19 protein-coding genes and 5 pseudogenes are annotated in these 26,757 nt (G+C 69.1%); 12 read left to right on the top strand and 12 right to left on the bottom strand.

The window, feature by feature from the left end; all coding sequences use genetic code 11:
* Nucleotides 1-18 precede the first annotated feature (18 nt).
* Nucleotides 19-504, bottom strand: coding sequence for a hypothetical protein (locus OH735_RS00935; RefSeq protein WP_406378607.1), 486 nt, complete (start codon nucleotides 502-504; stop codon nucleotides 19-21).
* A gap of 156 nt (nucleotides 505-660) precedes the next feature.
* Between OH735_RS00935 and OH735_RS00930 the strand changes: the two are divergent.
* Nucleotides 661-1,197, top strand: a pseudogene (locus OH735_RS00930) (ATP-binding protein); the annotation flags it as partial.
* A 178-nt stretch (nucleotides 1,198-1,375) separates the two neighbouring features.
* Here OH735_RS00930 and OH735_RS00925 read toward each other — a convergent pair.
* Nucleotides 1,376-2,161, bottom strand: a complete 786-nt coding sequence (locus tag OH735_RS00925; protein ID WP_406378605.1) for an alpha/beta fold hydrolase — start codon at nucleotides 2,159-2,161, stop codon at nucleotides 1,376-1,378.
* A 615-nt stretch (nucleotides 2,162-2,776) separates the two neighbouring features.
* Between OH735_RS00925 and OH735_RS00920 the strand changes: the two genes are divergently transcribed.
* The 6 genes from OH735_RS00920 (at nucleotide 2,777) to OH735_RS00895 (ending at nucleotide 7,512) form a co-directional block, all read left to right on the top strand.
* A complete protein-coding gene (locus OH735_RS00920; RefSeq protein WP_406378603.1) occupies nucleotides 2,777-2,926 on the top strand; it encodes a hypothetical protein in 150 nt (49 codons plus the stop codon).
* A 132-nt stretch (nucleotides 2,927-3,058) separates the two neighbouring features.
* Nucleotides 3,059-3,856: a DUF5707 domain-containing protein gene (locus OH735_RS00915; protein ID WP_406378601.1), complete on the top strand. Its 798-nt coding sequence runs from the start codon at nucleotides 3,059-3,061 to the stop codon at nucleotides 3,854-3,856.
* 489 nt (nucleotides 3,857-4,345) lie between these two features.
* Nucleotides 4,346-4,765, top strand: coding sequence for a hypothetical protein (locus tag OH735_RS00910; protein ID WP_406378599.1), 420 nt, complete (start codon nucleotides 4,346-4,348; stop codon nucleotides 4,763-4,765).
* Nucleotides 4,762-4,926 carry a hypothetical protein gene (locus tag OH735_RS00905; protein ID WP_406378598.1) on the top strand — a complete coding sequence of 55 codons (165 nt, stop codon included), beginning with the start codon at nucleotides 4,762-4,764 and terminating at the stop codon, nucleotides 4,924-4,926. Before OH735_RS00910 ends, OH735_RS00905 begins: the two co-directional genes overlap by 4 nt.
* Before the next feature lie 137 nt (nucleotides 4,927-5,063).
* The gene (locus OH735_RS00900; RefSeq protein ID WP_406378597.1) at nucleotides 5,064-5,732 is read left to right on the top strand and encodes a macro domain-containing protein; all 669 of its coding nucleotides are present in this window, start codon (nucleotides 5,064-5,066) and stop codon (nucleotides 5,730-5,732) included.
* Between the two features lie 124 nt (nucleotides 5,733-5,856).
* Nucleotides 5,857-7,512 carry an ADP-ribosyltransferase domain-containing protein gene (locus OH735_RS00895; RefSeq protein ID WP_406378595.1) on the top strand — a complete coding sequence of 552 codons (1,656 nt, stop codon included), beginning with the start codon at nucleotides 5,857-5,859 and terminating at the stop codon, nucleotides 7,510-7,512.
* A 1,001-nt stretch (nucleotides 7,513-8,513) separates the two neighbouring features.
* On the opposite strand, the pseudogene OH735_RS00890 reads toward OH735_RS00895, so the two are convergent.
* Nucleotides 8,514-8,717 (bottom strand): annotated as a pseudogene (locus OH735_RS00890) (transposase); the annotation flags it as partial.
* A gap of 429 nt (nucleotides 8,718-9,146) precedes the next feature.
* Here OH735_RS00890 and OH735_RS00885 point away from each other — a divergent pair.
* Together OH735_RS00885 and OH735_RS00880 are read left to right on the top strand one after the other, a co-directional pair.
* Nucleotides 9,147-9,374, top strand: coding sequence for a LuxR C-terminal-related transcriptional regulator (locus OH735_RS00885; RefSeq protein ID WP_406378594.1), 228 nt, complete (start codon nucleotides 9,147-9,149; stop codon nucleotides 9,372-9,374).
* A 152-nt stretch (nucleotides 9,375-9,526) separates the two neighbouring features.
* Nucleotides 9,527-13,261 (top strand): S8 family serine peptidase, encoded by a 3,735-nt coding sequence (locus OH735_RS00880; protein ID WP_406378592.1) that lies wholly within the window; start codon nucleotides 9,527-9,529, stop codon nucleotides 13,259-13,261.
* On the opposite strand, the gene OH735_RS00875 is transcribed toward OH735_RS00880, so the two are convergent.
* The 8 genes and pseudogenes from OH735_RS00875 to OH735_RS00840 all read right to left on the bottom strand — a co-directional run.
* A complete protein-coding gene (locus OH735_RS00875) occupies nucleotides 13,233-13,481 on the bottom strand; it encodes a hypothetical protein (protein WP_406378590.1) in 249 nt (82 codons plus the stop codon). The genes OH735_RS00880 and OH735_RS00875 overlap by 29 nt on opposite strands.
* Nucleotides 13,482-13,650: 169 nt before the next feature.
* A complete protein-coding gene (gene tpg / locus OH735_RS00870) occupies nucleotides 13,651-14,169 on the bottom strand; it encodes a telomere-protecting terminal protein Tpg (RefSeq protein WP_406378588.1) in 519 nt (172 codons plus the stop codon).
* Nucleotides 14,166-14,959 (bottom strand): IS5 family transposase gene (locus OH735_RS00865; protein ID WP_406386348.1). Its coding sequence is split into 2 segments (ribosomal slippage): nucleotides 14,166-14,620 and nucleotides 14,620-14,959, totalling 795 coding nucleotides; the frame shifts between segments, so codons are not numbered across the junction. Before OH735_RS00865 ends, tpg begins: the two co-directional genes overlap by 4 nt.
* Nucleotides 14,960-15,149: 190 nt before the next feature.
* Nucleotides 15,150-16,160: a hypothetical protein gene (locus OH735_RS00860; RefSeq protein ID WP_406378587.1), complete on the bottom strand. Its 1,011-nt coding sequence runs from the start codon at nucleotides 16,158-16,160 to the stop codon at nucleotides 15,150-15,152.
* Between the two features lie 258 nt (nucleotides 16,161-16,418).
* On the bottom strand, nucleotides 16,419-17,018 hold the full coding sequence (locus tag OH735_RS00855) for a transposase (protein ID WP_406378585.1): 600 nt from the start codon (nucleotides 17,016-17,018) through the stop codon (nucleotides 16,419-16,421).
* Nucleotides 16,943-17,482: a winged helix-turn-helix domain-containing protein gene (locus OH735_RS00850; RefSeq protein ID WP_406378583.1), complete on the bottom strand. Its 540-nt coding sequence runs from the start codon at nucleotides 17,480-17,482 to the stop codon at nucleotides 16,943-16,945. Before OH735_RS00850 ends, OH735_RS00855 begins: the two co-directional genes overlap by 76 nt.
* Before the next feature lie 212 nt (nucleotides 17,483-17,694).
* Nucleotides 17,695-19,490, bottom strand: a pseudogene (locus OH735_RS00845) (DNRLRE domain-containing protein); the annotation flags it as partial.
* A 1,175-nt stretch (nucleotides 19,491-20,665) separates the two neighbouring features.
* Nucleotides 20,666-21,091, bottom strand: a pseudogene (locus OH735_RS00840) (hypothetical protein); the annotation flags it as partial.
* 670 nt (nucleotides 21,092-21,761) lie between these two features.
* Between OH735_RS00840 and OH735_RS00835 the strand changes: the two are divergent.
* Both OH735_RS00835 and OH735_RS00830 read left to right on the top strand, forming a co-directional pair.
* The gene (locus OH735_RS00835) at nucleotides 21,762-24,452 is read left to right on the top strand and encodes a SpoIIE family protein phosphatase (protein WP_406386346.1); all 2,691 of its coding nucleotides are present in this window, start codon (nucleotides 21,762-21,764) and stop codon (nucleotides 24,450-24,452) included.
* Nucleotides 24,453-24,894: 442 nt separating this feature from the next.
* Nucleotides 24,895-25,212, top strand: a pseudogene (locus OH735_RS00830) (GNAT family N-acetyltransferase); the annotation flags it as partial.
* Between the two features lie 28 nt (nucleotides 25,213-25,240).
* Here the strand turns inward: OH735_RS00830 and OH735_RS00825 are convergent.
* Nucleotides 25,241-25,474, bottom strand: coding sequence for a hypothetical protein (locus tag OH735_RS00825; protein WP_406386932.1), 234 nt, complete (start codon nucleotides 25,472-25,474; stop codon nucleotides 25,241-25,243).
* Between the two features lie 489 nt (nucleotides 25,475-25,963).
* Here OH735_RS00825 and OH735_RS00820 point away from each other — a divergent pair, with 489 nt between their 5' ends.
* Nucleotides 25,964-26,653, top strand: a complete 690-nt coding sequence (locus tag OH735_RS00820; protein ID WP_406378581.1) for a hypothetical protein — start codon at nucleotides 25,964-25,966, stop codon at nucleotides 26,651-26,653.
* Nucleotides 26,654-26,757: the final 104 nt, after the last annotated feature.

Below are 26,757 nucleotides of genomic sequence, written 5' to 3'. Positions count from 1 at the left end.
CTCGCCAGGCTGCGGAGCCTACGATCCCGAGCGCAAGCCCAGAACACTGTGCTCCACCACGCCCGCGGGAAGATCGCTTCTCCCTGAAGCCTGGGCAGTCAACTCCACGAGACCTGCCCGGAGGTCGGCGGCGGGCTCACCAAGGATGATCGCGCTGATGATCAGTTCCATCATCAGACAGTCGTACTCGTCGCCCGTTCTCCGATAGCGCTCCCCATCGGCCTCCACCACAGCAGAGGCGATCCTCCTCCCACCACCAATCACGGGGGCAAAGGACGCCTCATAGACGCCGTGACCGGTCCAACTCCGGTGCATGAAAAGGACATCGCCTTCGACGAAGACGTTCCACTTCTCATCCATGTCCCGGGCTCGATATCCGCGCCGGATCCGGTCCCAGTCCTCGTCAGTCCAGACACGTTCCGGCAGCTGAGACACCGGACGGGGCGTGCTGATCGGATGGAGGCGCCGGAACGACTCTCGGGTGAGCGGGGCATCGGCAGTCATGGCGTGATCCTACGGCTGCACTACTCGAACACGACAGCGACTTACTGCCAAGAACAAGTGCCCTGGGCAGACGGTGAACCTCTGCCACCCTCCGGACGCATCCGCAGCGTCCTCAACAGCGATTTTGCACGACTCCCTCACCGCTACCCCAGATAACTGCGGGACTTCGACTTCGACGAGAACCCCAACGTCACCCCCGAACTCGTCGGCACGCTGTCGGACCCGGCCTGGGTGAAGGCCGGACAGCCGCTCTGCCTGATCGGTGACTCCGGCACCGGCAAGTCCCACCTGCTGATCGGGGTCGGCACCGCCATGGCCGAAGCGGGACTGCGCGTCCGCTACACGACCACGGTCAACCTGGTCAACGAGCTGGCCGAGGCGGCCGACGAGAAGAAGCTCTCGCGCACCATCGCCCGCTACGGCCGCGTCGACCTGCTCTGCCTGGACGAGTTCGGCTACCTCGACCTGGACAAGGCCGGGGCGAAGCTGCTGTTCCAGATCTTCACCGAGCGAGAGGAGCGTCGCGCTATTGCGATCGCGTCGAACGCCCCGTTCTCCGAGTGGAAGCAGACCTTCACCGATCCCCGGCTCTGCACCGCGATCGTCGACCGCGTCACGTTCAACGCGCACATCGTCGAGACCGGAACCGACTCCTACCGATTCGCTCAGAGCCAGCGCAAGCGTCGCAGCTGACCTGTTCAGACAACCTGATAGCGGCCAGTTGGGATTCCCCGCCCGCGGCCAGTTGATGGGAAGTCAACTGGCTGCGAATGTCACTGTTTGTAGTGGCACAGTCGGCCCGTAGCGAGTGTCGGTGGCGGCCGATCCGCGCCGACATGGCGACTGCGGTCTGGGCGATAGAGCCGGTGAGCTAGGGGTTGGCGATGTTGTCGACCGGGGCTAGGAACAGCCGGACGCATTCGGCGAAGGCGTCGGGCTGGTCGTGGTGAACGACGTGACCGGCCGGCAGTTCGATAAGACGGATGGATCGCTTCGCTGCCATGTCGCGGGCGTGGGGGGCCGACAGTTCGTCGCTGCGCGTGCCCCGGATCAGCACGGTCGGGCATCGCACGCTCAGCCAGTCGTGCCAATGGACACCGGACAGTGCTTGCTGGGACCGGGCCGTCTCGGCCGCGTCGAAGGAGAAGCCCCAGCCTTCTGCTCGCTCCCTGAAGGTCCGCTCCAGGTACGGCGCGGCCGCACCCAGGGCCTCGACGAGCCCGTCTCGGGTCGCGAAGTGGTCGGGCAGGTTCTTCGCGAAGGTCAGGTCGATGTCGCAGACCGCTCCGATGTCCTCGACGATGAGCGCGGTGACGCGGTCGGGATGCCGGGCGGCAAACTGGTAGGCGTTCACACCGCCCAGGGAATGACCGAGCAGTGCGACCTGCGCCAGCCCGAGGTGGTCGAGGAAGGCCCTGACGTCGCCGACGTAGCTGCTGCGATCGTAGTCGGTGGCCCGATCGGACTCGCCATGCCCCCGCTGGTCGAGTGCGATCACACGCCATTGGGAGCCCAGCCGCTCGGCCAGCGGAGCAAAATCCGCGCCCTCGCTGAAATGCCCGTGCAGAGCGATCAGAACCGGGCCTGGCCCGCCGAAATCGAGATAGGAGAGTCTGCGCCCGTTCACCTCGAAGCTGCCCCGCACACGGTCGTCCATGGCCAGCGAGTCTACGTGACCACGCACGCGCGGTAGCTCCGAGTCTACCCCTTACTCGTCACCCACAGTCACCGAGCTAAGTGGCCGTACACGGGGAATCATGCTGGCCGCTGTCACAACCGCGACCGGCCTCCCTGACGGGAGGCCGACCGCAGCCGTTTCGGGTCCGGCCGCCAAGTCCCAGTGCCGGCCGGACCATCGCCCGTTCTCGTCCAGCCACCGCGGACACTGGGCGGTCCGCAGCCTGAGTCGAGCCGGGGCGAACGCATCCCCAACCCCTGGGCTCAGGCTGCCTGAATCAAGTCCACGGCGATTCTGTGGAGAGCCCGGTGCTCGGTAACAGGCACGCCGGGTTCGGCGAGCGGCCTGGAGAAACGGACAGCAGGTGACTGCTGCACCGCGCTCCAGGCCGACTCAACCACCCGGGCCCGGACGGGCTGGCGCACGAGTGCGGAGGCCGCGCCCGGGGCGTGGCCACCGCCTACCACCTGTATGTGAAGTCCGCAGCCGCGGCAGGTCGACCGTCGCGCCCAGCGCCACGCGGTCGCGGCCGCCGCCGAAGCCGCGGCCGCGCAACCGGTCGCAGACGTCCCGACCGCGCCGGTGGCCCCGGTCGTGCTGCCCGCGCCGCGCCCGGCCGCCGTCGCCGCGGCACCGGAGCCGGAGCCCGACCAGGTCCTCCACGACCACATCGAGCGGTACGGCAAGCACTCGGCGGATTCGTCGCGGACGGCGGAGCTGGCCAGGGACCGCTGGTTTGACTGACGGGGCGGAGCGGGGTGTTGGCCGTCTCAAATCGATCTTCGCGAAGATGTCATCTTTGTGTACAACCTTTCGCGTTCGCCCCAGGTCTGGTCTGTCGGGTCAGCAGACCCACAGACCAGACCTGGGGAACAAATGCGTATTCGTGCCACTGTTGCCGCTGTCTCCGGCGCCCTGGCCCTGTCCGCCCTCGCCGTGCCGGTCTCTCAGGCGAGCAGCCCTTCGTTCGCGCTGACGCGGGCGGACGCCGCCCCGGTGATCAGCAAGGTCGTTGTGAACAGTGGAAAGCCGATCGTGCTCGGTACCACCGCCACCAAGAAGGTGACGGTCTCCGTCACCGCGTCCCACTCCTCGGGCATCGAGGACGCTCTCTCCTACATCTGGAGGGGCCGCGACAGCAACCCGAACCTGTACGGCTTCGGGTTCCACCCGGACGGGGAAAGGGCCAAGTGCAAGGCCGCGAACGCCACAACCTCGACCTGCACCCTCACCATCACGGTCGATCCCGGATACCTGTGGAACACCAACGCTACGACCTGGCGGGTCTACGCCGGTGCATGGGGCAAGGACGGGAACTTCACCGAGAAGGACACGTTCTCCTCGGTCAGGTTCCAGCGGCTGTCGCGGCTGACGGCCAACGCCTCCCCGGAGCCCGTGAAGAAAGGCAGCACCATCACGGTCACGGGCAAGCTGGACCGGGCCAACTGGGACACCCGTAAGTACGCGGGCTACGCGTCCCAGTCGGTCAAACTCCAGTTCCGGAAGAAGAACAGCAGTACATACGCCACCGTCAAAACGGTGAAGGGCTCCAACACCGGCACGCTGAAGACCACGGTCAAGGCGGTGGAGGACGGCTACTGGCGCTGGAGCTTCGCCGGTACGACCTCGACTCCCGCAGTCAACGCCACCGGTGACTTCGTCGACGTGAAGTAGTCCCGCAGCGCGCGGTAGCGAGAGAACCGAAGGGCCCGGCAGGCCGGGCCCTTCGTCGTTTCCGCGAGGGGGCGTTTCCGCCGGAAACTACGCCGTCCTCATCGCCCCTTCGAGGGGTCCGCCGACGGCGGCGTCCTCGCTCGGTGGGACGGCATCCCACCGCGGCCGCGCCCGAGCCCGCCGGGCGGGTCCAGGCCGTGGGCTTCGACGGGGACACTGGCCGCCTGGACGTCGCCCCCGATGCTCCCGCATACGGCACGAAGCTGCGTTGGATCGCGCCGAAGCTGGTCGCGGCGGCCAACGCGAAGGTGTCTGGTGCGAACGTCCGCGCCCTGCACGTCCTGGCGCCCGCAGCCGTGAAGGTCGGCCCCGCCGCGTGGGCTGCCGACCCGGCCCTGCAGCAGATCCTGCCCGCCGCGCCGGTTCGGTGCCGGACCCTGACGGACGGCTACCGCCTCGCTCTCGAAGCCCATTGTGCCGTCGTCCCGGGTGGACCCGGCCATCGCGGAAGCGGTGGAACGGCAGAACCAGGCGATGCGGGAGCTGTCCCGCCGGGAGTTCCCCGAGTCCGACGTCGTCCCGGATGATGCGCCGGCCCCGATCGAGGCGGTCCGTGCACAGCGGAGCCGCCTGGTCGCGGCGACCGAGTCCGCCGCCCTGTGCCGGGCCCGAGCCGAGCGCACCGGAACCGCCAGGATCGACCCGCAGTTGGAGCGGACCGCGCGACTCGCGAAGCAGCAAGGTCAGGATGTCTGCGCTCGGGCAGGAACGCCGTCCAGGGAGGCGAGGAGCTCTCCGAAGGTGATCTTCTCTTCGCCGTACTCGAAGGTCATGGCGGCAGCGAGCGCCGCCCACCAGTCGGTGCTGCGTCCGCAGTGGTCCTCGTTCCTTGGCGCCAGAAGCTGGTGAACCGGGTCCGCCTGACGGCGACGGACAGGGACCTGGCGATCGGAACCGGACCGGAGGCGACCGGCCCCACCCTCTCCCTGCTGCTCGCCGTGTCGGGGCGCCGGGTGGCACTGGACGACCTCTCCGGGCCGGGTGTCGCCACGCTGGCGGCGGGTTCCTGACCGCTCGTCATCGGCTCCCGCTCCTCCCTCCCCCCGCTCCCTGCTCCCCTGCTCGAACACCCCTGTCCAACGGCGCTGTCAGTGGCGCGCGGTAGTTTCGGGATTGTTCGAGATCACGGGGTGAGAGGGGTGAATTCGTGGGTGTCAGGCATGCGTTGAGCGTCGTCCTGGTCGACGTCAACGACGAGGTGGTGACGGCCTGGCGGTCCGCGTTCGCGGACACGCCGGAGGTCGAGATCAGGCGGGGTTCCCTTCTCGATGTGGACGCCGACGCCTGGGTTTCCCCCACCAATGAGCGTGGCCGGATGGACGGTGGGGTCGACGCCGTCGTCAAGCGGTACCTCGGTGCGGGCATCCAGGTGCGGGTGCAGCGGGCAATCTGCGACCGGTTCGGCGGACGGCTGCCGGTGGGCAGCGCGGTGTGCGTCCCGTCCGGGGCGGACGTACCCCGGTACCTGATCTCGACGCCCACCATGCGCCAGTCGTCGCAGAACGTCAGCGACACGATGAACGTGGCCCTGGCCTGCGCGGCCGCCTTCCAGGCGGTGCATCTGCAGAACCGGGCGAAGCCGGGCAGCATCCGGTCGGTGGCCCTCGTCGGGATGGGCGCGCAGACCGGGCAGGTGCCCGCGAAGGTGTGCGCCAACCTGATGTGGACGGGCTACACCCTCTTTCACGACCACGGTTTCGCGGACTACGACGAGTTGCGGGCCGCTGTACTGGGGCAGCTCGACGACATCGAGGGAGCGGGGTCCGCACGGCGGGTCCGGATCAACGTGCCGCAGCGGCCTTCCTTTCGTCACTGACCCGAAGACCTCGCAGGCCGGTGCCGCCCAGAGCGCGGACACCGGCGACGACCCTGCCGCATCTGTTCAGCATGCCGGGGCGCCCGTGGAGGCGTCCGGTTCGAGTATCGGGAGTTCCACCCTCGTGAGTGATGTCGACGTGACGGCCGCGGGCGATGCCGGTTCTCCGGCCGGGGATCCGCTGGGACTGGCCGGCCTGTTCACCGGTGGCGGCGAGCCGTGGCTGCCGCTGCTCGGACCGGTGATCGAGGCGCAGCCGGGAGCCGCCGACTTCATTGGCCCGAAGCGCAGCCCGGAGGTCGTTCCGGTGCGCGAGCTGACGTTCCAGGCGTTGAAGCCGCATCCGCCGGAGAAGTGGAAGGTGGTCGTCTTCGGACAGAACCCCTATCCGCGGGCGGAGAGCGCGACCGGCATCGCGATGTTCGACAACACCTTCAACGACTGGAAGGACAGCCAGTTCGGCCGGGTCGTCAGCATCCGCTGCCTCATCAAGGCGGCCGCGATGTGGAAGTACGGCATCGTCAAGAAGACCCCGATCGCCGACGTCCGCGCCCTGCTGAAGAAGGAGGACACGGTTCAGCCGCCCGAGTGGTTCCAGGCGATGCTCACCCAGGGTGTGCTGCTGCTGAACGCGTCCCTCACGGCGAGCGCGGACGGGGCGATGGCGACCGATCGGCACACGTCGTTCTGGCGCCCCGTGGCCGAGCAGATCGTCGAGGAGATCATCCGGGCGAAGCAGGACGCGGTGGAGGAGGACGACCGGGGGGTGGTGTTCGCCTGGTGGGGCGCGCACGCCCGGAGTCTGAAGAGGGTCGTCCAGCGGCTGGAGAAGAAGTACCCGGGGGTGCAGGTCCGTCACCTGGACCACGCCAATCCGGCCGCGCAGGGGGATCTGTTCTGCGAGGGCGACCACTTCGCCCAGGTGAACGACGCCCTGGCGGCGGTGGGGGCCGAGCCGGTCGACTGGCTTCCGCGGAAGGGATGGGACCAGGGAACGGGCGGGCCGGAGGACGGTGGTGTCGCGCAGCGGATGGGGGCGTTCATCGCGTCCACGATGGAGTTGCACCAGCTGTATCTGGAGCGGCTCACCAGCGTCAAGGACGAGGGCCTCGTCCTGCCGCCCGTCACTGGAGTGTTCGACACGCCGCTGATGGACTTCCGGAAGGCCGTCGAGCCGGTCTCGCGGGTGCTCGCGCACCTGGATCGGCATATCGATCTGTCGAGCCGTTTCGGGGAGACGAAGGCCGCGGAGGCGGCGCCCGCGGGCGCGCTGTCCGGGGAGGCCGTGGGCGCCTTGTCGGCCGACGCGATCTCGGCCCTCTACCTGTACACGTGCGAGTCGGGCTTCTACCGCGAGATCAACGCGGTGCTGCGCTCGTCGGACCGCGAGCGCGTGGTGCCGTATCTGCCGTACCTGCGGTTGCTGTTCTCGGCGATGGAGGCGTTGCCGGCGCAGACGCGGCCGCTGTGGCGTGGTGTAGCGCTGGATCTGCGGTCCCAGTACCCGCTTGGGCGGACGGCGACGTGGTGGGGCGTGTCGTCGTGCACGTCCGAGCTGGGTGTGGCCCGCGCGTTCCTCGGCGGGCGTGGCCGGCGGACGCTGTTCGAGGTGACGCCCGCGCGGGCGGTGGGGATCCGGCGGTTCTCCGCGTTCACGGGTGAGGAGGAGTACATCCTCGCGCCGGGGACGCAGCTGAAGGTGACGGAGGTGAAGGCCGAGCGTGGGGGTCTGTGCACCGTGCGGCTGACCGAGCTGGAGGGGGCCGGCCTGGTGTCGTGACGCCCCGGGCCGGGCACTCGAGCGCCCCGTGGCGGGCCTGAGCCGTGCCGTGGAAGAGGACTGGAAAAGCCGTACCCCGCCTTTCACTCTGACCTGGACGGAGCTCGAAGTGCTGCGCAACGGCTGACCATCTCCCGGAGGTTGTCCGGGTCCCGCCCCTGGCTCTGCCCGAAGCTGACCAGCCGCCGTAGCTTCACCACCGCCGGTTCAACGGCGGCGGCCGAAGGGCCACCAGCTCCGACGTGTCCGGCGGAGGGGCGGGACGGCCGGTCGTGCAGGCGGCCGCGGCGGCAGAGGCGGGTGTGCCGGGGGCTTCGGCTCAGCGGGTGGCGTCGTATCCGGTACGGCCGGACCGGGCGGGGACGTCGGCGTCGGCGGACCGGGGGATGGCTCGATCGACGGTGCCGCTGGCGCCGAGGGCGGGACCGCTGGCGGGGCAGCCTCTGGCGGTGCGGCGGATGTGGGCGGCCCGCTGGGGCGCGACCTGGGGGAAAGACGGGCCGCCCGCTCCGATTCGGGTTTGCGTTTGGTTGCCGCCTCGCGGGCCTGGCGAAGGGTGCGCTGGGCGAGGGAGAGCGGTGGCGGGCAGGCGGGCTGGCCGCTGTGGCCGGTGGCGGTGTCGTAGTTCCAGTGGGCGAGCTGCCAGTGTTCCTTGGCGAACATTTGCAGCTCGGGTCTGCCTCGGTGGGGTTTCCAGACTAGGTGTCGGTTGTGGGTTACCCGAGGGGAGCCGCGATTTTTGAGCGTGTTCAAATAGGGGTGTGCGGCCGCAGGGCCGGACATCCAACCTCTGGGGAGGGGTCTGGGGCAGCACCATGGTGTCGAGGCAGTGCACGTCGTGAAGCCACGACGGACTGCCGGGCAGCACGCAAGGGTGGTCGGGTCGCGAAGTCATTAGGTCCGCGTTCCAGTTCCGCATGCTCACAGCGGTGCCTTTCGAAGAGATCGCCCGGTCAGGGGATGGTGAAGGGGCGGGCACGCTGTGATTGCGGCTTCGTCGCGGCACGCCAGGAAATCCCGCCCGCGACCAGGTAGCGGATCGCGTCGATCACCGAGCGGTGGCAGTAGCCCTCGGGCCGCCCGCCCTTGCCCTCCAGCCAGGCCGGAGCCGGCAGCAACGGACGCACCGCCGCCCACTCCGCATCCGTCATGTCCGAGGGATACCGGCGCACCCGATCAGGATGATCAGCCGCGTTCCCGTACACGTGCGCGAGGCAATCACACGATGGAGGGGACGAGTTGAAGACAACGGGGTCGGGCGCGTACAACTGCGACAACAGTGCCTCCTGGAACCGCTCGGATGGGATCGCACCCCCGAGCTACCAAGAGGCCCTGCCTTCATGCCCCGCCCACCAAAAGATCACCCGACCAGGAACCCTGTTCGACCCGCACGTTCCAACACCGGTTGAGAAACGGCTTGTCAGGGTGGATCAACGCTTCAGATCGTGCCGATGATGTCGACGAGTCCCTCGCCCGGGGCATGCGGATCCGGACCGTCGATGGTGTACCGCTCAAGCTCATCGTCTGCGAAGGCGAGACGGCGATGCTTCCGCTGCGGGGCTCCGGCAGCAAGGTCGCCCCCAGCCTCGTCCCGCGGGGGGCTCGCCAACGTCGCCCAGGCGCTCTTCGACGCCGTGTGGGAACGGGCCCGCCCCTACGGCGAACCGCACCACGGGATCGATCTCCTCGACACCCGCATACTGCGTCTTCTGCTCGCCGGTCTCACCAATCACGCGGTGGCCGCGCAGGTGGACATGTCGGCGCGCACCGTACAGCGGCGCATCCAGGGGCTGATGGTCCAGGCCGGGGCGACCACCCGCATCCAACTCGGCTGGTACGCCCGCCACCACGGCTGGGCGTAGGGCGAGTCCGTGCTTCGCGTCCGTCGCTGGCGGGTTTCCGCCGAGGCAGCTATCCGCCAGGGCAGAACGGTCGACACGCACGTTGCCGCCGCGAAAACTCTTCGCAACACCCGGAACCACCCATTCGCCGGGTGCGTGGAGGAGAGTCATCCATGACCAGATCATCCGCGAGGCGGAGGTCCCGGCTGCTGGCAGCGGGGCTGTCGCTCGTACTGCTGCCGGCCGGGCAGGCCGTCGCAGCCGGGGCGTTGGGGACGGCGGGGGCGGGCACCGACCGTGCCACATCACCCGTGCACGCACCCAGCACCGCGCGAACCGTCACCCTGATCACCGGTGACCAGGTCACCGTGACCGACCTCGGCGCGGGCCGGAAGTCGGTCTCCGTGGAGCGTCCCAAGGGCGCGACCGGAGCGGTTCGCAGCGAGATATCCGACGGCCGGATCACCGTCATACCCGACGAGGCCCGGCCCTACCTCCAGGCGGGCGTCCTCGACGCCGAACTCTTCGACGTCACCGCTCTGATCGAGCAGGGGCTCGGTGACCCGTCGTCCGACGGCCTCCCGCTCATCGTGACGTACACGAAGAACGCCCGCAGCGCGACGCCCCACGGAGCCCGCCAGGTCCGTGGGCTGCCGAGCGTGGGCGGCGCGGCCCTGGAGGCGTCGAAGTCCGGGGAGTTCTGGCGCACGGTCGCACCGGACGTCACCTCCCAGACGCGCAGCGCGACTTCGGGCCGTGTGCGTCTGGCAGGCGGCGTCGAAAAGATCTGGCTGGACGCCCGCGTCGACGCCGCGATGGAGACCAGCAACGCCCAGATCGGCACCCCCGCGGCCTGGGAGGCCGGGCTGACCGGCAAGGGTGTCAAGGTCGCCGTCCTCGACACGGGCGTGGACCTGACCCATCCCGATCTCAAGGACCGGGTGAGCGAGACCAGGAGCTTCATCGAAGGGCAGGAGGTCGCCGACCGGAACGGCCACGGCACGCATGTCTCCTCCACCGTCGGTGGCAGCGGTGCCGCGTCCGACGGCAAGGAGAAGGGCGTCGCGCCCGGCGCCACGCTCGCCGTCGGCAAGGTCCTCAGCGACCAGGGATTCGGATCCGAGTCGCAGATCATCGCCGGTATGGAGTGGGCGGCCAAGGACGTCCAGGCCAAGATCGTCTCCATGAGCCTCGGATCGTCGCAGGGCAGTGACGGCACCGACCCGATGGCCCAGGCGGTGAACACCCTCTCCAAGGACACGGGCGCCCTGTTCGTGATCGCGGCCGGCAACGCAGGCTCCCCCGGCAGCATCGGCTCCCCCGGCGCGGCCGACTCCGCGCTGACGATCGGCGCGGTCGACTCCGCCGACCGGCGTGCCGCCTTCTCCAGCCAGGGTCCGCGCCTCGGCGACAACGCGTTGAAGCCCGACCTGTCCGCGCCGGGCGTGGGCATCCTCGCGGCGCGCTCGCAGCTCGTGAGCGGCAGCGGCCCGTACACATCGATGAGTGGCACGTCCATGGCCACCCCGCACGTCGCGGGCGTGGCGGCGCTGCTCGCCGAGAAGCACCCCGACTGGAGCGGACAGCAGCTCAAGGACGGGCTGATGAGCACGTCCAAGCAGATCAGCGGCACGTCGTACGAGGTGGGTGCGGGCCGCGTGGACGTCCCGTCCGCGATCGCCGCGCAGATCACCGCGACCGGCAGCGCCGACCTCGGCTTCACCAGCTGGCCCTACGAGGCGAACAAGCCGGTCACGAAGACGCTGACCTACACCAACGCCTCCGACCAGCCGGCCACCCTGGCGCTGACCGCCGAGGGCGCTCCCGCCGGCGTGGTCACCCTCGCCGACTCCACCCTCACCGTGCCCGCGCACGGCACCGCGCAGACCACGGTCACCGGTGACGGCACCGCCGCGCCCGTCGGCGCCACCTCCGGCCGGATCGTCGCCAAGGACGGCGACACCGTGGTGGCGCACACGGCCTTCGGCCTGACCAAGGAGGAGGAGCGCTACACCCTCACCGTCCACGTCAAGGACCGCGACGGTGCCCCATCCGCCGCATACGTGGCTGTAAAGCAGCTGGCCAAGGACACGTCGGTCATCCCGGCCTCGGTCGGCGAATCCGGCACGCTCAAGCTGCGCGTGAAGCCGGGCATGTACACCCTGTCCAGCTTCCTCGATGTGCGTGGCAGCAAGGGCAAGGACTCGCTCGGCCTCGGTCTGCTCACCGAGCCCGAGGTCACCATGGACCGTGACCGCGAAGTCACCCTCGACGGGACGAAGTTGCGGGAGATCCGGGCCGAGGTGGACCAGCGGACCGAGACCCGTCAGCTGCTGATGAAGTTCAACCGGTCCGCGAACGGCGAGTCCTTCGCGCCGGCCGTGCAGGTCCCGCCGATGTACGACAGCATCTTCGCCGCGCCGACCCGCAAGCCCGCCACGGGCACCTTCGAGTACCGGACCGTCTGGCGGCTCGGCAAGCCGAAACTCGATGTCGAAGCAGGCGGCAAGCGGCTCGGCGAGACGGCCGTGCAGTACGGATCGGACATGTTCACCGGGCAGAAGCGGATGGCCCTGGTGGACGCGGGCGCCGGAAGCACCGCCGACTACACCGGCAAGGACGTGGCGGGCAAAGCGGTCGTCGTGCGTCGCACCGACGCGATCACGTCCGCCGAGCTGGCCCAGAACGCACGGGATGCGGGCGCCAAGGCTCTGTTCGTCACCGACGAGGCTCCCGGACGGCTGATGGCCAACTTCAGCGCGGCTGACGGGGAGACTCGTCCCCTGTACATCGCGACGGTGAACGCGGCGGACGGGGCACAGCTGACCGAGGCCGCTCGACTCGGCCGGAGCGTGGAACTGACCGGTACCCAGTTCACGCCGTTTGTCTACGACCTCAGCAAGGGGTACTCGGGGGCGATCCCCGCTGATCTGACGTACCGGCCGGGCAAGAGTGAACTGGCCGTGGTCAACAACAAGTTTCACGCGCCGAAGCCCGCCGACGGCGGCGAGTTCCGCTACTCGATCACCGACAGCTTCCCCGTCGGCCTAGGGTTCCAGGAGAAGATCAAGTTCCCCGCGGAGCGCACCGACTACATCAGCGCCGGCCCCGACCAGGGCTGGCACGAGTCCATGTCCAGCGGCCCGGGCGCCCTCGAGGAGCGCAGCGGCATCGTGCACTACCGCGGCGGCACGCGCTCCGGGACCGACTGGTTCAAGCCGGTCTGGCACCCGTGGCTGGGTACCGGCCTCGGCTGGGGCCAGCAGCGCGCGGGCAACTACCTGCAGTTCAATACGCCGGGCTGGGGCGACTCGGGACCGGACCACACCGGCTTCGGCGAAGTGTACAACCAGAAGTCGCTGACCCAGTTCACCGAGGTGTACGTGGACGGGGTGCAGGTCGACCGGAAGAAGAGCTCGGGGGCGTACGCCCGGAACGTCAAGCCGACCGAGCAAGACTTCAAGGTGGTCACCGACACCACGATGGACCCGGACGTCTGGCGGCTCTCCACGAAGGGCCACTCCGAATGGACCTTCAAGTCGTCCGCCACGCCGGCCGACCGGTGGACGTATCTGCCGATGCTCAACCTCGGGTTCGACGTCGACACCGACCTGCACGGTGATGTTCGGGCCGGAAAGCGTCTCGATCTCGGGATCTTCTCCGAGTACGTCAAGGGCGCGCCGGACACCGGGAAGATCACCGGCTCCACGCTGGAGGTCTCCTTCGACGACGGCGCGACGTGGACATCCGTCGAACTCGACGGCGTACGCGGCAAGTCCGCCGCCTGGGCCGGCTCGGTGCGGGTGCCGAACGACGCGCAGTACATCTCCGTGCGGGCCTCGGCCGCCGACGACAAGGGCGGCTCGGTCAAGCAGGAGATCATCCGCGCGGTCGGCGTGCGGAAGTAACCGACCGGGTGGGAGCCGCGCAGTCGGCGGCCCGGCTCCCACCCACCGCGCATGAGCGATGCAAGGTCACGTAGTGCTGCTCACCGCACGCCGCGGGCGGGCCGGGCTGGCGGGGCAGGTCCATGGTCTTGAGCTGGGTGGCGGTGGCGTAGATGCCGGCCGGGACGTCCCGCCAGGACACGAAGTGCGGCCGGGACGTAGTCGTCGTGTTCGCCGTCATTGCTGACTACCTTTCTCTGTACGTCGAAACGGTGGCGGCTCCGCCTCCGGCAGTTTGCAATGCCGGAGGCGGAGCCCAGACGCCTCATGAGTGCGCGTCGTCGGTCGACGCCGTAGTCGAAGCAGTCGTCCTACGTCGTCACTGCGCCACCTTCTCCCAGTCGAGGAAGTCAGCGGCTTCCACCTCCTGGCGCTGGTAGTCGTCGGCGGCCTGCCGGGCAATCCAGGTCGAGGTAATCAATGTCGTTGATGGCGACGTCCGAGATTCCCATGGCGCGGCCTCCGCCGTCCTGGAAATACACGTCTTTGAATCCTTCGGCGATGATGTCGCGCATCTGCTGGTCGCTGGCGCCCTGGTCGCGGGCGTCGAACAGGCGTTGCGCGTACGTCGTGGGGAGGCGGACGGTGAGTCGCCGGAACCGTCCGTCGTCGGTCGTGCCGATCGGCGCGGTGTAGCCGAAACGGGCCCGCGTCTCCACTGTGATCCCGCCGGTGCCGGCGGCCTGCTTCCGTCGGCGCTTGCGGACCTGCGGCTGCCAGCGGGACCGCACGGCGCCGTCGATCCTCGCGGCGATGTCCTTCGGCGGGTGCTTGCGCTCGCCCTTGCGGTAACGCTCAACCGGCCGCTGGCTGACCCCGAGCTCCTGGGATCGACTATTTCGACGTGTCTTTCTAAGAGGTCGTCTCATTTGGTGATTCTGCGGTAGCAGATGAGGGTGCAGGCGATGCTGGTGAAGGCCAGGAAGTGGTCGGCTTTGCGTTCGTAGCGGCGGTGGAGGCGGCGGCATCCGCCGAGCCAGGCCATGGTGCGTTCGATGGTCCAGCGGTGGCGGCCAAGACGCTGGGAGGACTCGATGCCTTTGCGGGCGATGCGGTGGGTGATGCCGCGGGACCGGAGCCATCGGCGCAGGTGACGGTTGTCGTAGGCCTTGTCGGCGTGGAGCTTGGCCGGCCGCCTTCGGCGGGGCCCGCGGCGTGAGCGGATGGGCGGGATGCCCCGCACCAAGGGCTCCAGAGCCTGACTGTCGTGCAGGTTCGCGCCCGAGATGCCGATCGAGATGGGCAGACCGGATCGTTCGGTGATCAAGTGGATTTTCGACCCGGGCTTGCCCCGATCCACAGGATTCGGACCCGTCAGATCCCCCCTTTCAGGGACCGCATGTTCACCGAGTCGATCGCACACCTCGACCAGTCCAGCTCACCGCGTGCCCCGAGTTCATCCAGCACCACACGGTGAAGCTTGGCCCACACCCGGGCCCTGCTCCACTCGGTGAACCGCCGATGAGCCGTGGGCCCCGAGGGACCGAACGACGGCGGCAACTGCCGCCATGTACACCCCGACGTCGCCACGAAGATAATCGCCGCCAGTACCTCACGGTCCCCGTACCGCCGACGGCCACCGCCCTGCGGCCGCGACGGAGCAGGCGGCACCACCCGCTCGGACAACACCCACAACTCATCCGGCACCAACCGCTCCACGATCCCCACGGCACCAGGTTACCGAACCATCCAAATGAGACGACCTCTAAAGGCCGAGGCGTACGGGAAGTTCGCCGAGGATCGGACGAGACCCGAGCTGGAGCGGAGCGGTTCTTCCTCCTGGACAACGAGGACCGAAGCCGCGAACCGGGGGATCTACGGGGCGCGCTGGACGGTCTGTGACCTTGTTTCAGCAGTAGCCGCTGATCAGGAAGCGTCGCTGGGAGGGCTTGCCCAGTTCCAGTTCGATGTCGACATGGCTCGGGAGCCTGTCGAACGCCGTGTTGGGAAGGATGAACTCCCTGCCAGTGTACTTCTGGAGCACTGACTGCTCTCGGGCCGGCTTGCAGACGAAGGGATTCGCGTACGTGTTGTAGCCGAGTCCGACACCGGTATTCAGGAACCCCACGTCCTGACACTGGTACAGCACGCCGCGCAGTGCGGCGGCGGTCTTGGGGCCCTTGTACCGCGCCGCGAAGTTCCGGAAGCACGACTTCGACTCGCCCGTGGCGTAGGGAGAGGGGCCGGCGGCCGCCAGTGCCCCGAGAAACGCCGCGTTGCAGCCGATCTTCGCCGACACGTCCTCTCCGTTGAGCAAGGCGGTCCTGCGGCAGCCGGTCACTGCCTGGAACGCGTCGACGACGTCCTGGCGCGGGCCGAGCCGGGAGTACGCGTAGGCAAGCCGGGTCTGGGACGCGAGCGGATACGCCCCCGTGTTGCCGAACTCCTCGTCGAGCAGCCGGAACCATGTCTCGAAGGCCGGCACCTGAGCCCGTACGCCGGGCGGGAGGGTGTAGACGGCGAGGTCCGTGGGCGTGTCCCAGGTGTTGAGGCCCGGATAGCCGACGTACGACAGGATGCCGATGCCGACCTTCGGCGGGGTGTCGCCGTACGTCCTGCGCAACTCCAGGAAGCGCTCGAGATTGGTGCTGGAGCCCGCCCACGCGTACCAGAAGCCACGGGGGTACGGCGAAGCGCTGCCGCGGGCGTGCGTGGTCCCGAACAGCGACGGCGAGACGCACCTGACCTGCCGCGCGTCCCATGCGGCTCGGTACGCACGCGGCGTGGAGATGCAGCGGGGCTTTCCGTCCGCCGCCGCGCTGGAGGATTCCGGGATCGCGCCCCCGAGTGCGAGGGCGCAGGCCGCGAGGACGACGAGTGGCATCCGGCCCCGGCCGGCTCCCAGACGCTTGAGGCTCATGGCTGCTCCTGAAGCTTGGTCGGTCGATCTCCGGGGAAGTATCGGTCCCGCCGCGGTCATTTCTCCGCAGACAGTCCGCACGCCGAGTCCCGTTGGGCCGGTCGGGCGCTTCCGCGCCCGACCGCACGGTCCTCGGCTGCCTGATTCACGTACGACAACAGCCCCTCGAATACGTCACCTCGGTGGGGGCCAACGAGCCTGAGCGCCTCGGAAACCCGCAGCTACTGAACTTGAATGTGTGATGTCGGCCTGATCGTGTCAGCTGGTCAAGGTCAGGCCGGTGCCTATGAGGCAGCCGTCGATGAGATGCGGTCGGTACTGGGTCTTCTTGAGGCTGCGCTTCACGGCGGCGGCGAGCTGGTCGAGGTTCGCGGCGGCGAGGTTGCCAATCGCCCGTTTCACCAGGGACCAGATGCCCTCCTGCGGGTTGAGGTCGGGTGCGTAGGACGGGAAATGGAAGACGGTCAGCCAGTCCTCGTTCGCAGCGATGAAGTCCTTCATCTGCGGCATGAGATGGGTGCGCAGGTTGTCCCAGACCAGGACGATGGGGCCTTTGAGCTGGTTGTGCGCCCGCACGATGAGGTCGCGGTAGTCCTGCCAGGTGAATCCCTTGGGTTCGCCCTTGCGGCCCCGGTGGACGCGAAAGCTGTAGATCAGCCTCGACCGGTCTCCGCGTCGGAAGCAGACCATTCCCGCCATCGAGACCCGTCCGGAACCCCTGCCCCGGACGCGGACGACCGGCGTCTGGCCGATGCGGCCCCAGGACCTCGCGCGTGGCGGCCTCAGCGACTGGCTGGCCTCGTCCTCACAGACGATCCAGGACCCGCGGGCCGCCGCCGTACTTTTACCTGCGGCCACACCTCCTTCTTCCACAACTCCACAGCTCCGTCGTCACGTTCGATCGCCCGGCGGGCCGGCTGCTGCCACGACCAGCCATGGCGCTTCAGCAGCCGCCATGTCCCCTCCACCGTGTAGCCGACGTGGAACAACCGTCCGATCAGAGTCTTCACCCGGGCCAGTGTCCACCGCTGGTCAGCCCAGCCATGGGCGAGCGGGCCGCGCTCCAACTCCCGCTCCAGTTTGGCAATTTGGTCTGCCGAAAGCCTCGGACGCCCTGGCGATCCCTTCGACCGGACACCCTCTTCACCCCGCTCACGCCACTGACGGCGCCAGCGCTCCACCGACCGCTCACTCACCCGCAACGCGGCCGCGATCTCCCTGCTCTTCGCGCCGCTCTCGAAGCGACCGACCGCTTCCAGCCGGATCCGCTCTCTTGCAGCCCTCTTGGCATCGGTCAAACCGCCGCCCTGCGCGTATCTCACACCCCACAGCTACCGACCCGACTCAGCCGATGTCAGGCGAACGGCCCGACATCACCCAATCAAGTTCAGTAGCGGCCAAGCTCAAGTGCTCAGCGCCAACGGCCGTTCCGGTGGTCCAACTGCCGCCAATTGCATCAGATGCGAACTCGCGACGGTATGCGAACCAGTCCGGGCAAGGGCGTCAACCGCGCTGCGCCCTATTGGAGTTGGGCACCACCGCTCATGGTGAAGATAGCGGCCGACAGGGCGTCGGCGCGGTCGACAGCACGACCTTCGGTACGGTTCATGCCGCGCTCGTCCGGCGTGCCTGTCACGGTGGTGGGCGTGCCGGCAACGGCAGGCTTCTCGGCGCTCCAGGTGCCACCGTTGGTACGGCTCTCGATGCCTCGGACATCGTCACCGGACGGAGGCGTGACGCCGAAGGTGCCGTCACCCTTGTTCGGCGTCCACGCGCCCCCGGGGTAGTCGGTCGAGGTGATCTTTGCTGGAGCACTGGGGGCGGTGGTGTCGACGACGAACTGGGTCCAAGGGGACCAGCTGAGGTTGTAGTGGGTGCCGTCGTAGGCGTTGGTGCGGAACTTGTACGTCTTGCCGTCCTTGAGCTGTCCGGCCGGGACGGTGACAGAGGCCGGCTTGCCCGAGGCGACGTAAGCGGACACGATCAGGCCCTCGCCGGCCGGGGTCGTGATCGGCGTGTTGGTGGCGGCGTCGTAGACCTGGAAGGTGCCGTTGACGGTGTCGCCGTCCGGGTCGGTGAAGGTGTCACGCAGGGTCGGGGTGGTGGTGTTCACCGCCCACACGCCCGCGTACGACTTGAACGGCGCGCCGGCCTGCCGGTTCGTGCCGTCGGAGGGACGGTAGTTGTAGGTGACGGACAGCTTGGGCTGGTTGGCCGCGTTGTTCGCGGAGTTGACCCGCTTCCACGCCTTGACGTCGTCGGTGGCGGCGCGCAGGCCCATGTGGCCGCGGGTGGCCTTGGCGGACGCCCAGGTCTGGACGAGGGTGTCGACGTCGGCGTTGATCCACCCGTCGGGCTGGGTGGCGGCGCAGTCCGGGTTGCCCTTGGTCTGCGTGGAGGAGTGGTACTCCTGCTTCCAGGTGGGCTGCGACGTCCACCGCGAGGACGTGGAGGGGGCGCTGGTGTCCCAGACGGTCCACTTCTGGGCGGTGCAGTCGGTGTTGCCGGAGTGGAAGTTCCACAGCGCCAGGTTGGTGTCGACGATCAGCGCGTCCTGGATCGGCGTGGTGTTCCAGGTTATGAACGAGCGTGCGGTGCGCGGGGTGCCGTCGGCGTTCTTGGTGCCCGGGTTGCCGAAGTCGAGTTCGGTGTCGGTGGACCAGTCGACGGTCTCGCCCTGCTGCACGTAGGTGTCGAAGGTGTTCGACAGTGTGGAGGTGGACGGGTCGACGGTGACCGGGTACTGCGTATCCGGGTCGGCCAGGTAGTCGGCATCCGGGGTGACGACCAGGTCGACCTCACCGGCGCCCTTGTCGACGACCTGCATGTCGACGCGGACCCTGTTGGTGTGCTCACCGGAGGTCTTGTCGACGGCCGCGTCCCACATGACCGGGGCGGGCATCGTGGCCCGCACGGCATTGGTCTTCACGTCGGTGAAGGTGACCGAACCGTCTCTGTTCGCCTTGGCTTTGAGGCCCTTGGCCTTGACCGGGAGGGTGTAGGAGTAGCCGCCGGCACTCGGCCGCTCTGCGATCTCGACGAACTGCTCGAAGCCGGTGCGGGTCGCCTCCACGATGACGTCCGCCCCGGGCATCGCGTTCTTGTAGCGGGCGCGCGAACCCTCCAGCTCGGGTTCCGGAAGACCGCCCTTCCACTGCAGCGTCACGCTCTCGTCGCCCTGGCCGAGGGTGACCGGTCGCGGGGCGCGGCGTCCTTCGCGGCACGCACGGAGGCGGCTTTGGTGCCGCCCTTGCCGGCCAGGCGCAGGCCCTTGGGTCGGCGCGCCGGGCCTCCAGCCGCAGATTGACGTCGCCGGTGACATCGGCCCAGGTAGTGAAGGCGCGTGCCTTGCGTTCCTGGAGGTCGGCGAGGAGCGCCAGGTCGGGTTCGGTGCGCTGCTGGTAGGTGCGGAAGAGATCACCGAGTTCGACGAGCTCGTCCCGCAGGACGACGGGCCGCAGATCGTAGGGAATGACCCGCTGCGCGATCTTCCCGCACGGATGGCGGCGCCGCGTCGGCGCGGAGCGGGGGGCCGGTACTTCCTGCGTGCGGGCCGTGGGTGGGGGACGGTCGGAGAACTGCGGCGCGCCGGCAGGAGCGGTCGACGGGCGGTCGGCAGCATCCGGGTACCGGCCGCCGGGCCGGAAGTGGCCTGAGCGGTAGTGGCAACTTGTGCGCCGGGCGTGGCGGCCGCGCAGCGTGAACAGCACTCCATGGTCTGCCACCAGCGTCCTTCCCGGTCGATGATCACGGCCCAGACGGCCGCCCCGCCGCACCGCCAGGGCTGGGCATGTATCTGCCGGTCGTCGGGAAGGAGGTGCGTGTGGCAGCTCTCGGCCCTGCACGCGCAGTTACACCTCGGCCCGAGGCCCGGGGCGGCCCGTAGGTGGGCCTTGAGGTGGGCGGCCGGCAGACGCTGCTCGGCGCAGGAGGGACGGCTGCACGAGACGCGCACCGCCACGCTGCCGCGACCGGCAGCGTCCACGTCCACCTGCGCCCCAGCACCCGTTCGTTCAGCTCGCTCGCCGTGGCCTCCGTCATCCCGTTCTTCCTCCCATGCCGTGTCCGTCCCCAATGCCCGCCCCGTCCTCACCGCGATGGACGGGGCGCGGGGGCGGGCCCACCGTACGCGGGCAGGCAGCCCGATGACCGGGGAACTCGCCCGGTTCACCAGCCCACGGCGTCGACCTGGCCCGACGGGACGGGCGCGAACCGCTGGACGCGCTTGGCGCGCCGGTCACCGGAAACGGCCGACGCTTTGCATCAGGGAGACGGGTCACGGCCGGGTGCGCAGCAGCTCGGGTACGCGGCTGGTCTGCCCGAGCCAGGTGGCGACGTCCTTGTCGATGTACTCGACCAGGCGCATGACTTCGGCGTGAGCGTCGGTGAGGCTGAGCTGGCGCGCACGGCCTTGACTGTTGGACTGGCCGTAGCAGTGGCACGCCGTTGATCAGAGGCTCGTGATGTGCGACGCGGTTGCGCAGGGAGCGGACGTGACTGGCGGTGGTGAACACGGTGGCCCGTTTGCCGCCGCTGTTCGGGAATGCCTTGTGCAGGGCCTTGCGCCACAAGGTGGAGTCGTAGTCGACGTTCTTCTTGAACGGGCCGTCACCGAGGGTGCCGCCTTTGTCGAGCAGGTGGACCCAGTAGCCGAAGGTGGACTCCGCCACCATCTTCCCGGCCGGGACGGTTCGCGGTGTCTTGCTCGCCGGTCTCCTGGTGCCGGGATCATTGGGCATGTTGATGTTGCGCCACGTGCTGCGGAACCCGTTGATCGTGCGGTCGTCGAACAGTTCTTCCTGCGCGTACCAGGTGGCCCCGTACGCGGCGGCCAGCTGCTCGGCCATCGCGTTGCGCAGGATGATCTCCGCCAGGGCGATGACCTCGGCGAAGGCGGCAGAGACGCGGACGTTCCACAGATACAGCTCCATCGCAGCGGCCGACGACGTCGTGGGGGCGAGGTAGGGCGCCAGGCGGGGGCGGGAGATCAGCGGCTCCAGAAGCCTGAGCACTCGGGGACGCCGATGAGCTGGTCGGCTGCGAGTCGGATACGGACAGCTTCACCACGCACTTCGACAAGGGCATGGCGTCGCTTGCAAGGGCAGGTCGGACGACGGCCGCGAGCGCACCGTCACCACGCCGATCTCGCCCACCTACGCCGCGCAGATCCTCCAGCTTCGGGAGGATGGTGCGACAGAGGAGGAGCTGCATCCGATCGTTGCGGAGGTCATCACCGAGTCGTATTTCACGGAATGGGGCACCAGCGCCGCTGGCCTGCGTGCGGATTTTACGCACGTCCAGTCAATAGATTTCCGGTTCTGGCACGGTCGAATTTCGGGCCTGCCATAAACCATATTCGGCGGGCCGCCGCACAGCGCTCTGGCGGCGGCCCGCTCCCGAATCCACACCACGAATACGAGGCCGAAGATGACCACGCCCTGGCCGCCCCGGCGCACCGCGCGCCGACAGCTCGTCCGTCGGTTCGCTGGTTGGCGTGCGCGGAGACGGCGTGAGGTTCCACGTCCGGGAACGGAGCAGCCGACTCGTCCCGCGGACGAACGGGAGATCCAGCACCGGTCGCCCGGGCGGCGCCTGCGCTCCCTGGTGAGCGCGCAGAGCGTCGCCGGTCAGGTGTTCCTCCTGCAGCTGGCGGTCGTGGTGTTGCTCGTGGCCGCGACGGTGGTGACGCTGGCGGTCCAGGCCCGGCACCAAGGGACAGAGAAAGCCCGCGACAAGGTGCTTTCCGTCGCCGAGGCGTTCGCGAACTCCCCCGGGATCGTGCAGGCGCTGGACAGCCGCGATCCGAGCGCGGTACTGCAACCATTCACCGAGAGGGCCCGAAAGCGGTCCGGCGTCGACGGCATCGTGGTCATCAGCACGGACGGGATCCGGTACACCCACCCCGACCCGCATCAGATCGGGAAACACGTGGTCAAGGGCGACCCCTACCGGAAGGCGGTGAGGGGCACGGCCTTCACGGACTCCGAGGTGACTCCGCTGGGTGTTTCGGTCTTCGCGGAGGTCCCCGTCTTCCGGCCCGACGGCTCGGTCGCCGGCGTCGTGTCCCCCGAGATCAAGGTCAAGAAGGTGAACGAAGCGGTGGCCGGGCAGCTTCCGGTGCTCTTTGGCGCCGCGGGCGGCGCGCTCGCCCTGGTCGCGGGCGGGTCGGCGCTGATTGGCCGGCGGCTGCTGCGCCAGACCCGCGGACTGGGCCCCGCCGAGATGACTCGCATGTACGAGCATCATGACGCGGTGCTGCATGCGGTGCGCGAGGGCGTGCTCATCGTCGGCGGTGACGGGCGGCTGCTGCTGGCCAACGACGAGGCGCGGCGGCTGCTGGAGCTGCCGGCGGACGCGGAGCAGCGCCAGATCACCGACCTCGGCCTGACCCCGGGCGCCGCCGAGCTGCTTTCCTCGGGGCGGATGGCCACCGACGAGGTCCATCTGGCTGGCGACCGGCTGCTGGCCGTCAACGTCCGGCCCGTCGAGCGCTACGACGGCCCGGCGGGCAGCGTGGCCACGCTGCGCGACACCACCGAACTGCGCACACTCGCAGGCCGGGCCGAGGTGGCCCGCGAGCGCCTGCAGTTGCTCTACGACGCGGGCGTGCGGATCGGCACCACGCTGGATGTGGTGCGCACCGCCGAGGAGCTGGCGGAGATGGTCGTCCCGCGGTTCACCGATTTCGTCACTGTGGAGCTGCTGGATCCGGTGCTGCGTGGCGAGGAGCCGGCCGAGGCAAGCACCGAGATGCGCCGCACCGCCGTCAGCGGCGTCCGTGGCGACCCTCCTCTCTACCCCGTGGGGGAGCTGATCCGCTTCGCCTCCACCAACCCCATCGCCGCCGGGGCGGCCGTCGGCCACGCTGTGCTGGAGTCGGACCTCGCCGGCTCCGACGGCTGGCGGGCCCAGGACCCGGAGCGGGCGCGGCGGGTCCTGGAGTACGGAATCCATTCCCTGATCTCGGTGCCGCTGCAGGCCCGCGGGGTGGTGCTAGGGATGGCCAACTTCTGGCGGGCGGACGCCTCCCCTCCCTTCGGGGAGGAGGACCTTTCCCTCTCCGAGGAGCTGGCCAGACGTGCTGCGTTGTGCATCGACAACGCCCGCCGCTACACCCGCGAGCACACCCTGGCGGCCACTCTGCAGCGCAGCCTGCTGCCCCGCACCCTGCCCGAGCAGACCGCCGTCGAGGTCGCCCACCGCTACCTGCCCGCCCAGGCCGGGGCGGGCGGCGACTGGTTCGACGTCATCCCCCTGCCCGGCACCCGGGTGGCCCTGGTGGTCGGCGACGTCGTTGGCCACGGCCTGCACGCCGCCGCCACCATGGGTCGGCTGCGCACCTCCGTGTACAACTTCTCCGCCCTGGACCTGGCCCCGGACGAACTCCTGAGCCACCTGGACGAGCTGGTCGCCCACATCGACCACGACGAGGCCGATGGCCAGGGGGTCACGGGGGCCACCTGCCTGTACGCCATCTACGATCCCGTCTCCGGCCGATGCACTGTGGCCCGGTCCGGCCACCCCGGCCCTGCCCTGGTCGACCCCGACGGCACCGTCACCTTCCCGGACGTACCCGTCAGTCCCCCGCTGGGCCTGGGCGGAAGCCTGCCCTTCGAGACAGCCGAATTCACTGTGCCCGAGGGCAGTCAGCTGGTCCTCTACACCGACGGGCTGATCGAGGACCGGGACCGCGACCTCGACACCGGAATCGAGCAGCTGCGCACGGCCCTGGCCGGTGCTGTGGACCGCACCCCGGAGGCCACCTGCCAGACCGTCTTCGCCACCATGCTCCCCGAGCGCCCCCGCGACGACATTGCCTTGCTGGTGGCCCGGACCCACCTGCTGGACCCGGCCCAGGTCGCGGACTGGGAGGTGCCTTCCGACCCGGCGGCCGTCTCCCGCGTCCGTACCGACGTCACCCGCCAGCTGCAGACCTGGGGCCTGGACCAGGTCGCCTTCACCACCGAGTTGATCGTCAGCGAACTGGTCACCAACGCCATCCGATACGGCACCCAGCCCATCCGGCTGCGCCTGCTACACGACCGCAACCACCTGATCTGCGAGGTCACCGACGGCTCCAGCACCTCCCCCCACCTGCGGCAGGCGGCCACCACGGACGAGGGCGGCCGCGGGCTGTTCCTCGTTGCTCAGTTCGCCCAGCGCTGGGGCACCCGGTACGGCGCCCGCGGCAAGGTCATCTGGACCGAACAATCCCTCCACGACGCCGCAGCCGAACCCGGTGCAGGCCTCGGCGACAACCTGTTGGATCTATGGACTGACACAGAGCTGTGACGGCGGCGTATTCGGTTGCAGCGCAACTGCTGGTGAGGGTCCCGGCTTCGTGGCAGCGGTAGCCCAGCCTTTCTGACCACGCAGCCGGCACTCTGTCGCCAGTTGCCGGGGGTCAGCTCGGGGATGGAGGAGGCTGCGGTCTGCGCGTGCGAGCCGACCGTCGTGACCGGCAGCAATGAGGTCCCCTTCTACGGTGCCGCCGGCCACATCTTCCTCGGCTGAGTACCGCTGTCCTGAGCAGCGCTCTGCGAGAGCCCGGGCCCCGCTGAGGGAGACGGCGTGACGGGGCGCGCGCAGGATTCAGGGGGGCGGGCGAGGACGTCGTCGATACGGGAGGCGTCGGCCACCCAGGCTGCGGCGGCCGGCGCTATTGCTCTGACCGGGATGGTTCACCGGGTTATCCGTTGGCTGTGTCTCGGCTGGTCTCGTAGGTTCCCCGGCCATGAGTGATGTTGGCATGACAGAGATCCGGCTCGCTAACGCGGCAGACGCGGCGGTGATCGCACGCATCCACATGGCTTCTCGGGTGGCGGCGATGCCGTACCTGCCCCCGCAGAAGCGAAGTCACGACCAGGTCACCCGGTGGATTGGGGACGTCCTGCTCAAGACATGCCGGATGTGGGTGGCAGTGCGCGATACGGAGATCCTCGGCTATGCCGCCCTTGAGGGTGACATGCTCGAACACCTCTATCTGAGGCCGGACGTTCGCCGCCAAGGCATCGGCACGTTGCTGCTCGACGAGGTCAGACGGCACAGCCCTCACAGCGGGGATCAGATCACTGAGCGGATCAAGACGAACGATCCTCCCCACCGTCCTGCTCGGCCATCAGGAATCCGGTCAGCACGCCCACCAGAAAGACCGTGCCCCGGGACACCTCCTCACGCCCGTAGGCGTCCATCGCAGCCTGGACCCGCTGCTGCGCCTGCTGGCGCTCCTTGGCGGAAGTGCGCTTCTCCAGGACCCGGTACGAGTCCCACGCTGCACGGATCGCCTCATCCACGACTACGCCGTCATTGGTCATGAGCCGACCGTAGCGAGACGACGAGTTGCAGGGGATCCCCTTGAGGAAACCGCGACCCTGAGGTAGGCGACCCCGGGCAGGAAGAGCGCGGCCGGCACCCCGAAGCCGAGCACATCTCCGCGTCGTCGAACCGGGCCTGCCGTCACGCGCCACCCCACTCCCGCCGCCGTCTTGTCCTCCGGCACCGTACCGGGCACGAGCACAACACGCCGTCACGCGCCACCCCACTCCCGCCGCCGTCTTGTCCTCCGGCACCGTACCGGGCACGAGCACAACAACCAGCCGATCGGCAGACGGTCCGGCCCCGGAAACAGTGCCTTCTCAGCCATTGCGCGTGGCGAATCGGGCAGGCAGAGGCGTCGGCGGTGTGGCGACGGGCGGACCGTTCCATGATGCAGCAGCAGGGCACGACGGGTCGATCCATGACACGGAGCTCGGCACGGAACGTGCGAGCCGGGGGCCGACGGGTCCGGGTGGAGCGGGGGACACATGCCGAGAGCCGGCAGGCAGCGTCGAGTCTTTGTCTGGGGCGGGGCCGGCGGGGGAGTGGTCGCGGTCGCGGGCGTCGCGCTGCTGTGGGACCCGGGACAGACACTGGCCTGGACGGCTGGTGTCGCGGCGGCTGCCGCGGCCGCCTTCCTCGGCCAGCAGGCACCCCAGTATCTCCAGGAGTCCCTGGCACGGCGCCGGGCCAGGCGGGAGCTGACGGAGAGCGACCCGTTGGCCATATCCGTGGAGATCAGGAACCACGACTACGTCACGTTCGACTTTGGCGACCGCGTCGCCGACGTCCCAGCGGCCGGACACACCGTTCGAGTCATTGTGACCGCGACGGGGCCTTCGGCCGTGGTGCTGATCGGGATGAGAGCCGAGGTTCTGTCCCGTGAGGAGTTACCCGGGGATCTCTCCCGACACGCAGCCGAGATGCCAGTGCGGCAATTCGAGGTCCTTCTGGACACCGACTCGCCGGAGGTTCGCGCCCTGGGCGCAAGCGACTTCCCCTACCGGATCGCTGGGGACGAGTCCGAGGTCCTCGACCTCCTCGTCAGCACCGAGCGCGGCCTCGTGCGGTGGGTATTGTGGCTGGACTGGATGTGCGCGGGCCGCCGGTGCAGCACCCGGATCGACCTCCGGGGAGACGCGTTCCGCACCGCCGCGCGTCAGCCGGGCTGCGCCTGATGGCCACGGGGCAGCGCCGTGTCGGCGCGGCCATCCTGGGAGCGGCATTTGCCGCAGCGGCTGGCAGCGCGGTCCTCGCTGCCGCGGAGGTGCACACACGGCCG

Source organism: Streptomyces sp. NBC_01618 (genome assembly GCF_045209435.1).
Lineage (GTDB): Bacteria > Actinomycetota > Actinomycetes > Streptomycetales > Streptomycetaceae > Streptomyces.
The sequence above is the reverse complement of the archived record's forward strand: the minus strand, read 5'-3'. Positions and strand labels throughout refer to the sequence as shown.

Coding starts and splice junctions, on each gene's coding strand:
- OH735_RS00820 (WP_406378581.1), top strand. CDS start 25,964: ATGCCGAGAGCCGGCAGGCAGCGTCGAGTCTTTGTCTGGGGCGGGGCC.
- OH735_RS00925 (WP_406378605.1), bottom strand. CDS start 2,161: ATGGACGACCGTGTGCGGGGCAGCTTCGAGGTGAACGGGCGCAGACTC.
- OH735_RS00935 (WP_406378607.1), bottom strand. CDS start 504: ATGACTGCCGATGCCCCGCTCACCCGAGAGTCGTTCCGGCGCCTCCAT.
- OH735_RS00880 (WP_406378592.1), top strand. CDS start 9,527: ATGACCAGATCATCCGCGAGGCGGAGGTCCCGGCTGCTGGCAGCGGGG.
- OH735_RS00860 (WP_406378587.1), bottom strand. CDS start 16,160: ATGAGCCTCAAGCGTCTGGGAGCCGGCCGGGGCCGGATGCCACTCGTC.
- OH735_RS00915 (WP_406378601.1), top strand. CDS start 3,059: ATGCGTATTCGTGCCACTGTTGCCGCTGTCTCCGGCGCCCTGGCCCTG.
- OH735_RS00875 (WP_406378590.1), bottom strand. CDS start 13,481: ATGACGGCGAACACGACGACTACGTCCCGGCCGCACTTCGTGTCCTGG.
- tpg (WP_406378588.1), bottom strand. CDS start 14,169: ATGAGACGACCTCTTAGAAAGACACGTCGAAATAGTCGATCCCAGGAG.
- OH735_RS00825 (WP_406386932.1), bottom strand. CDS start 25,474: ATGACCAATGACGGCGTAGTCGTGGATGAGGCGATCCGTGCAGCGTGG.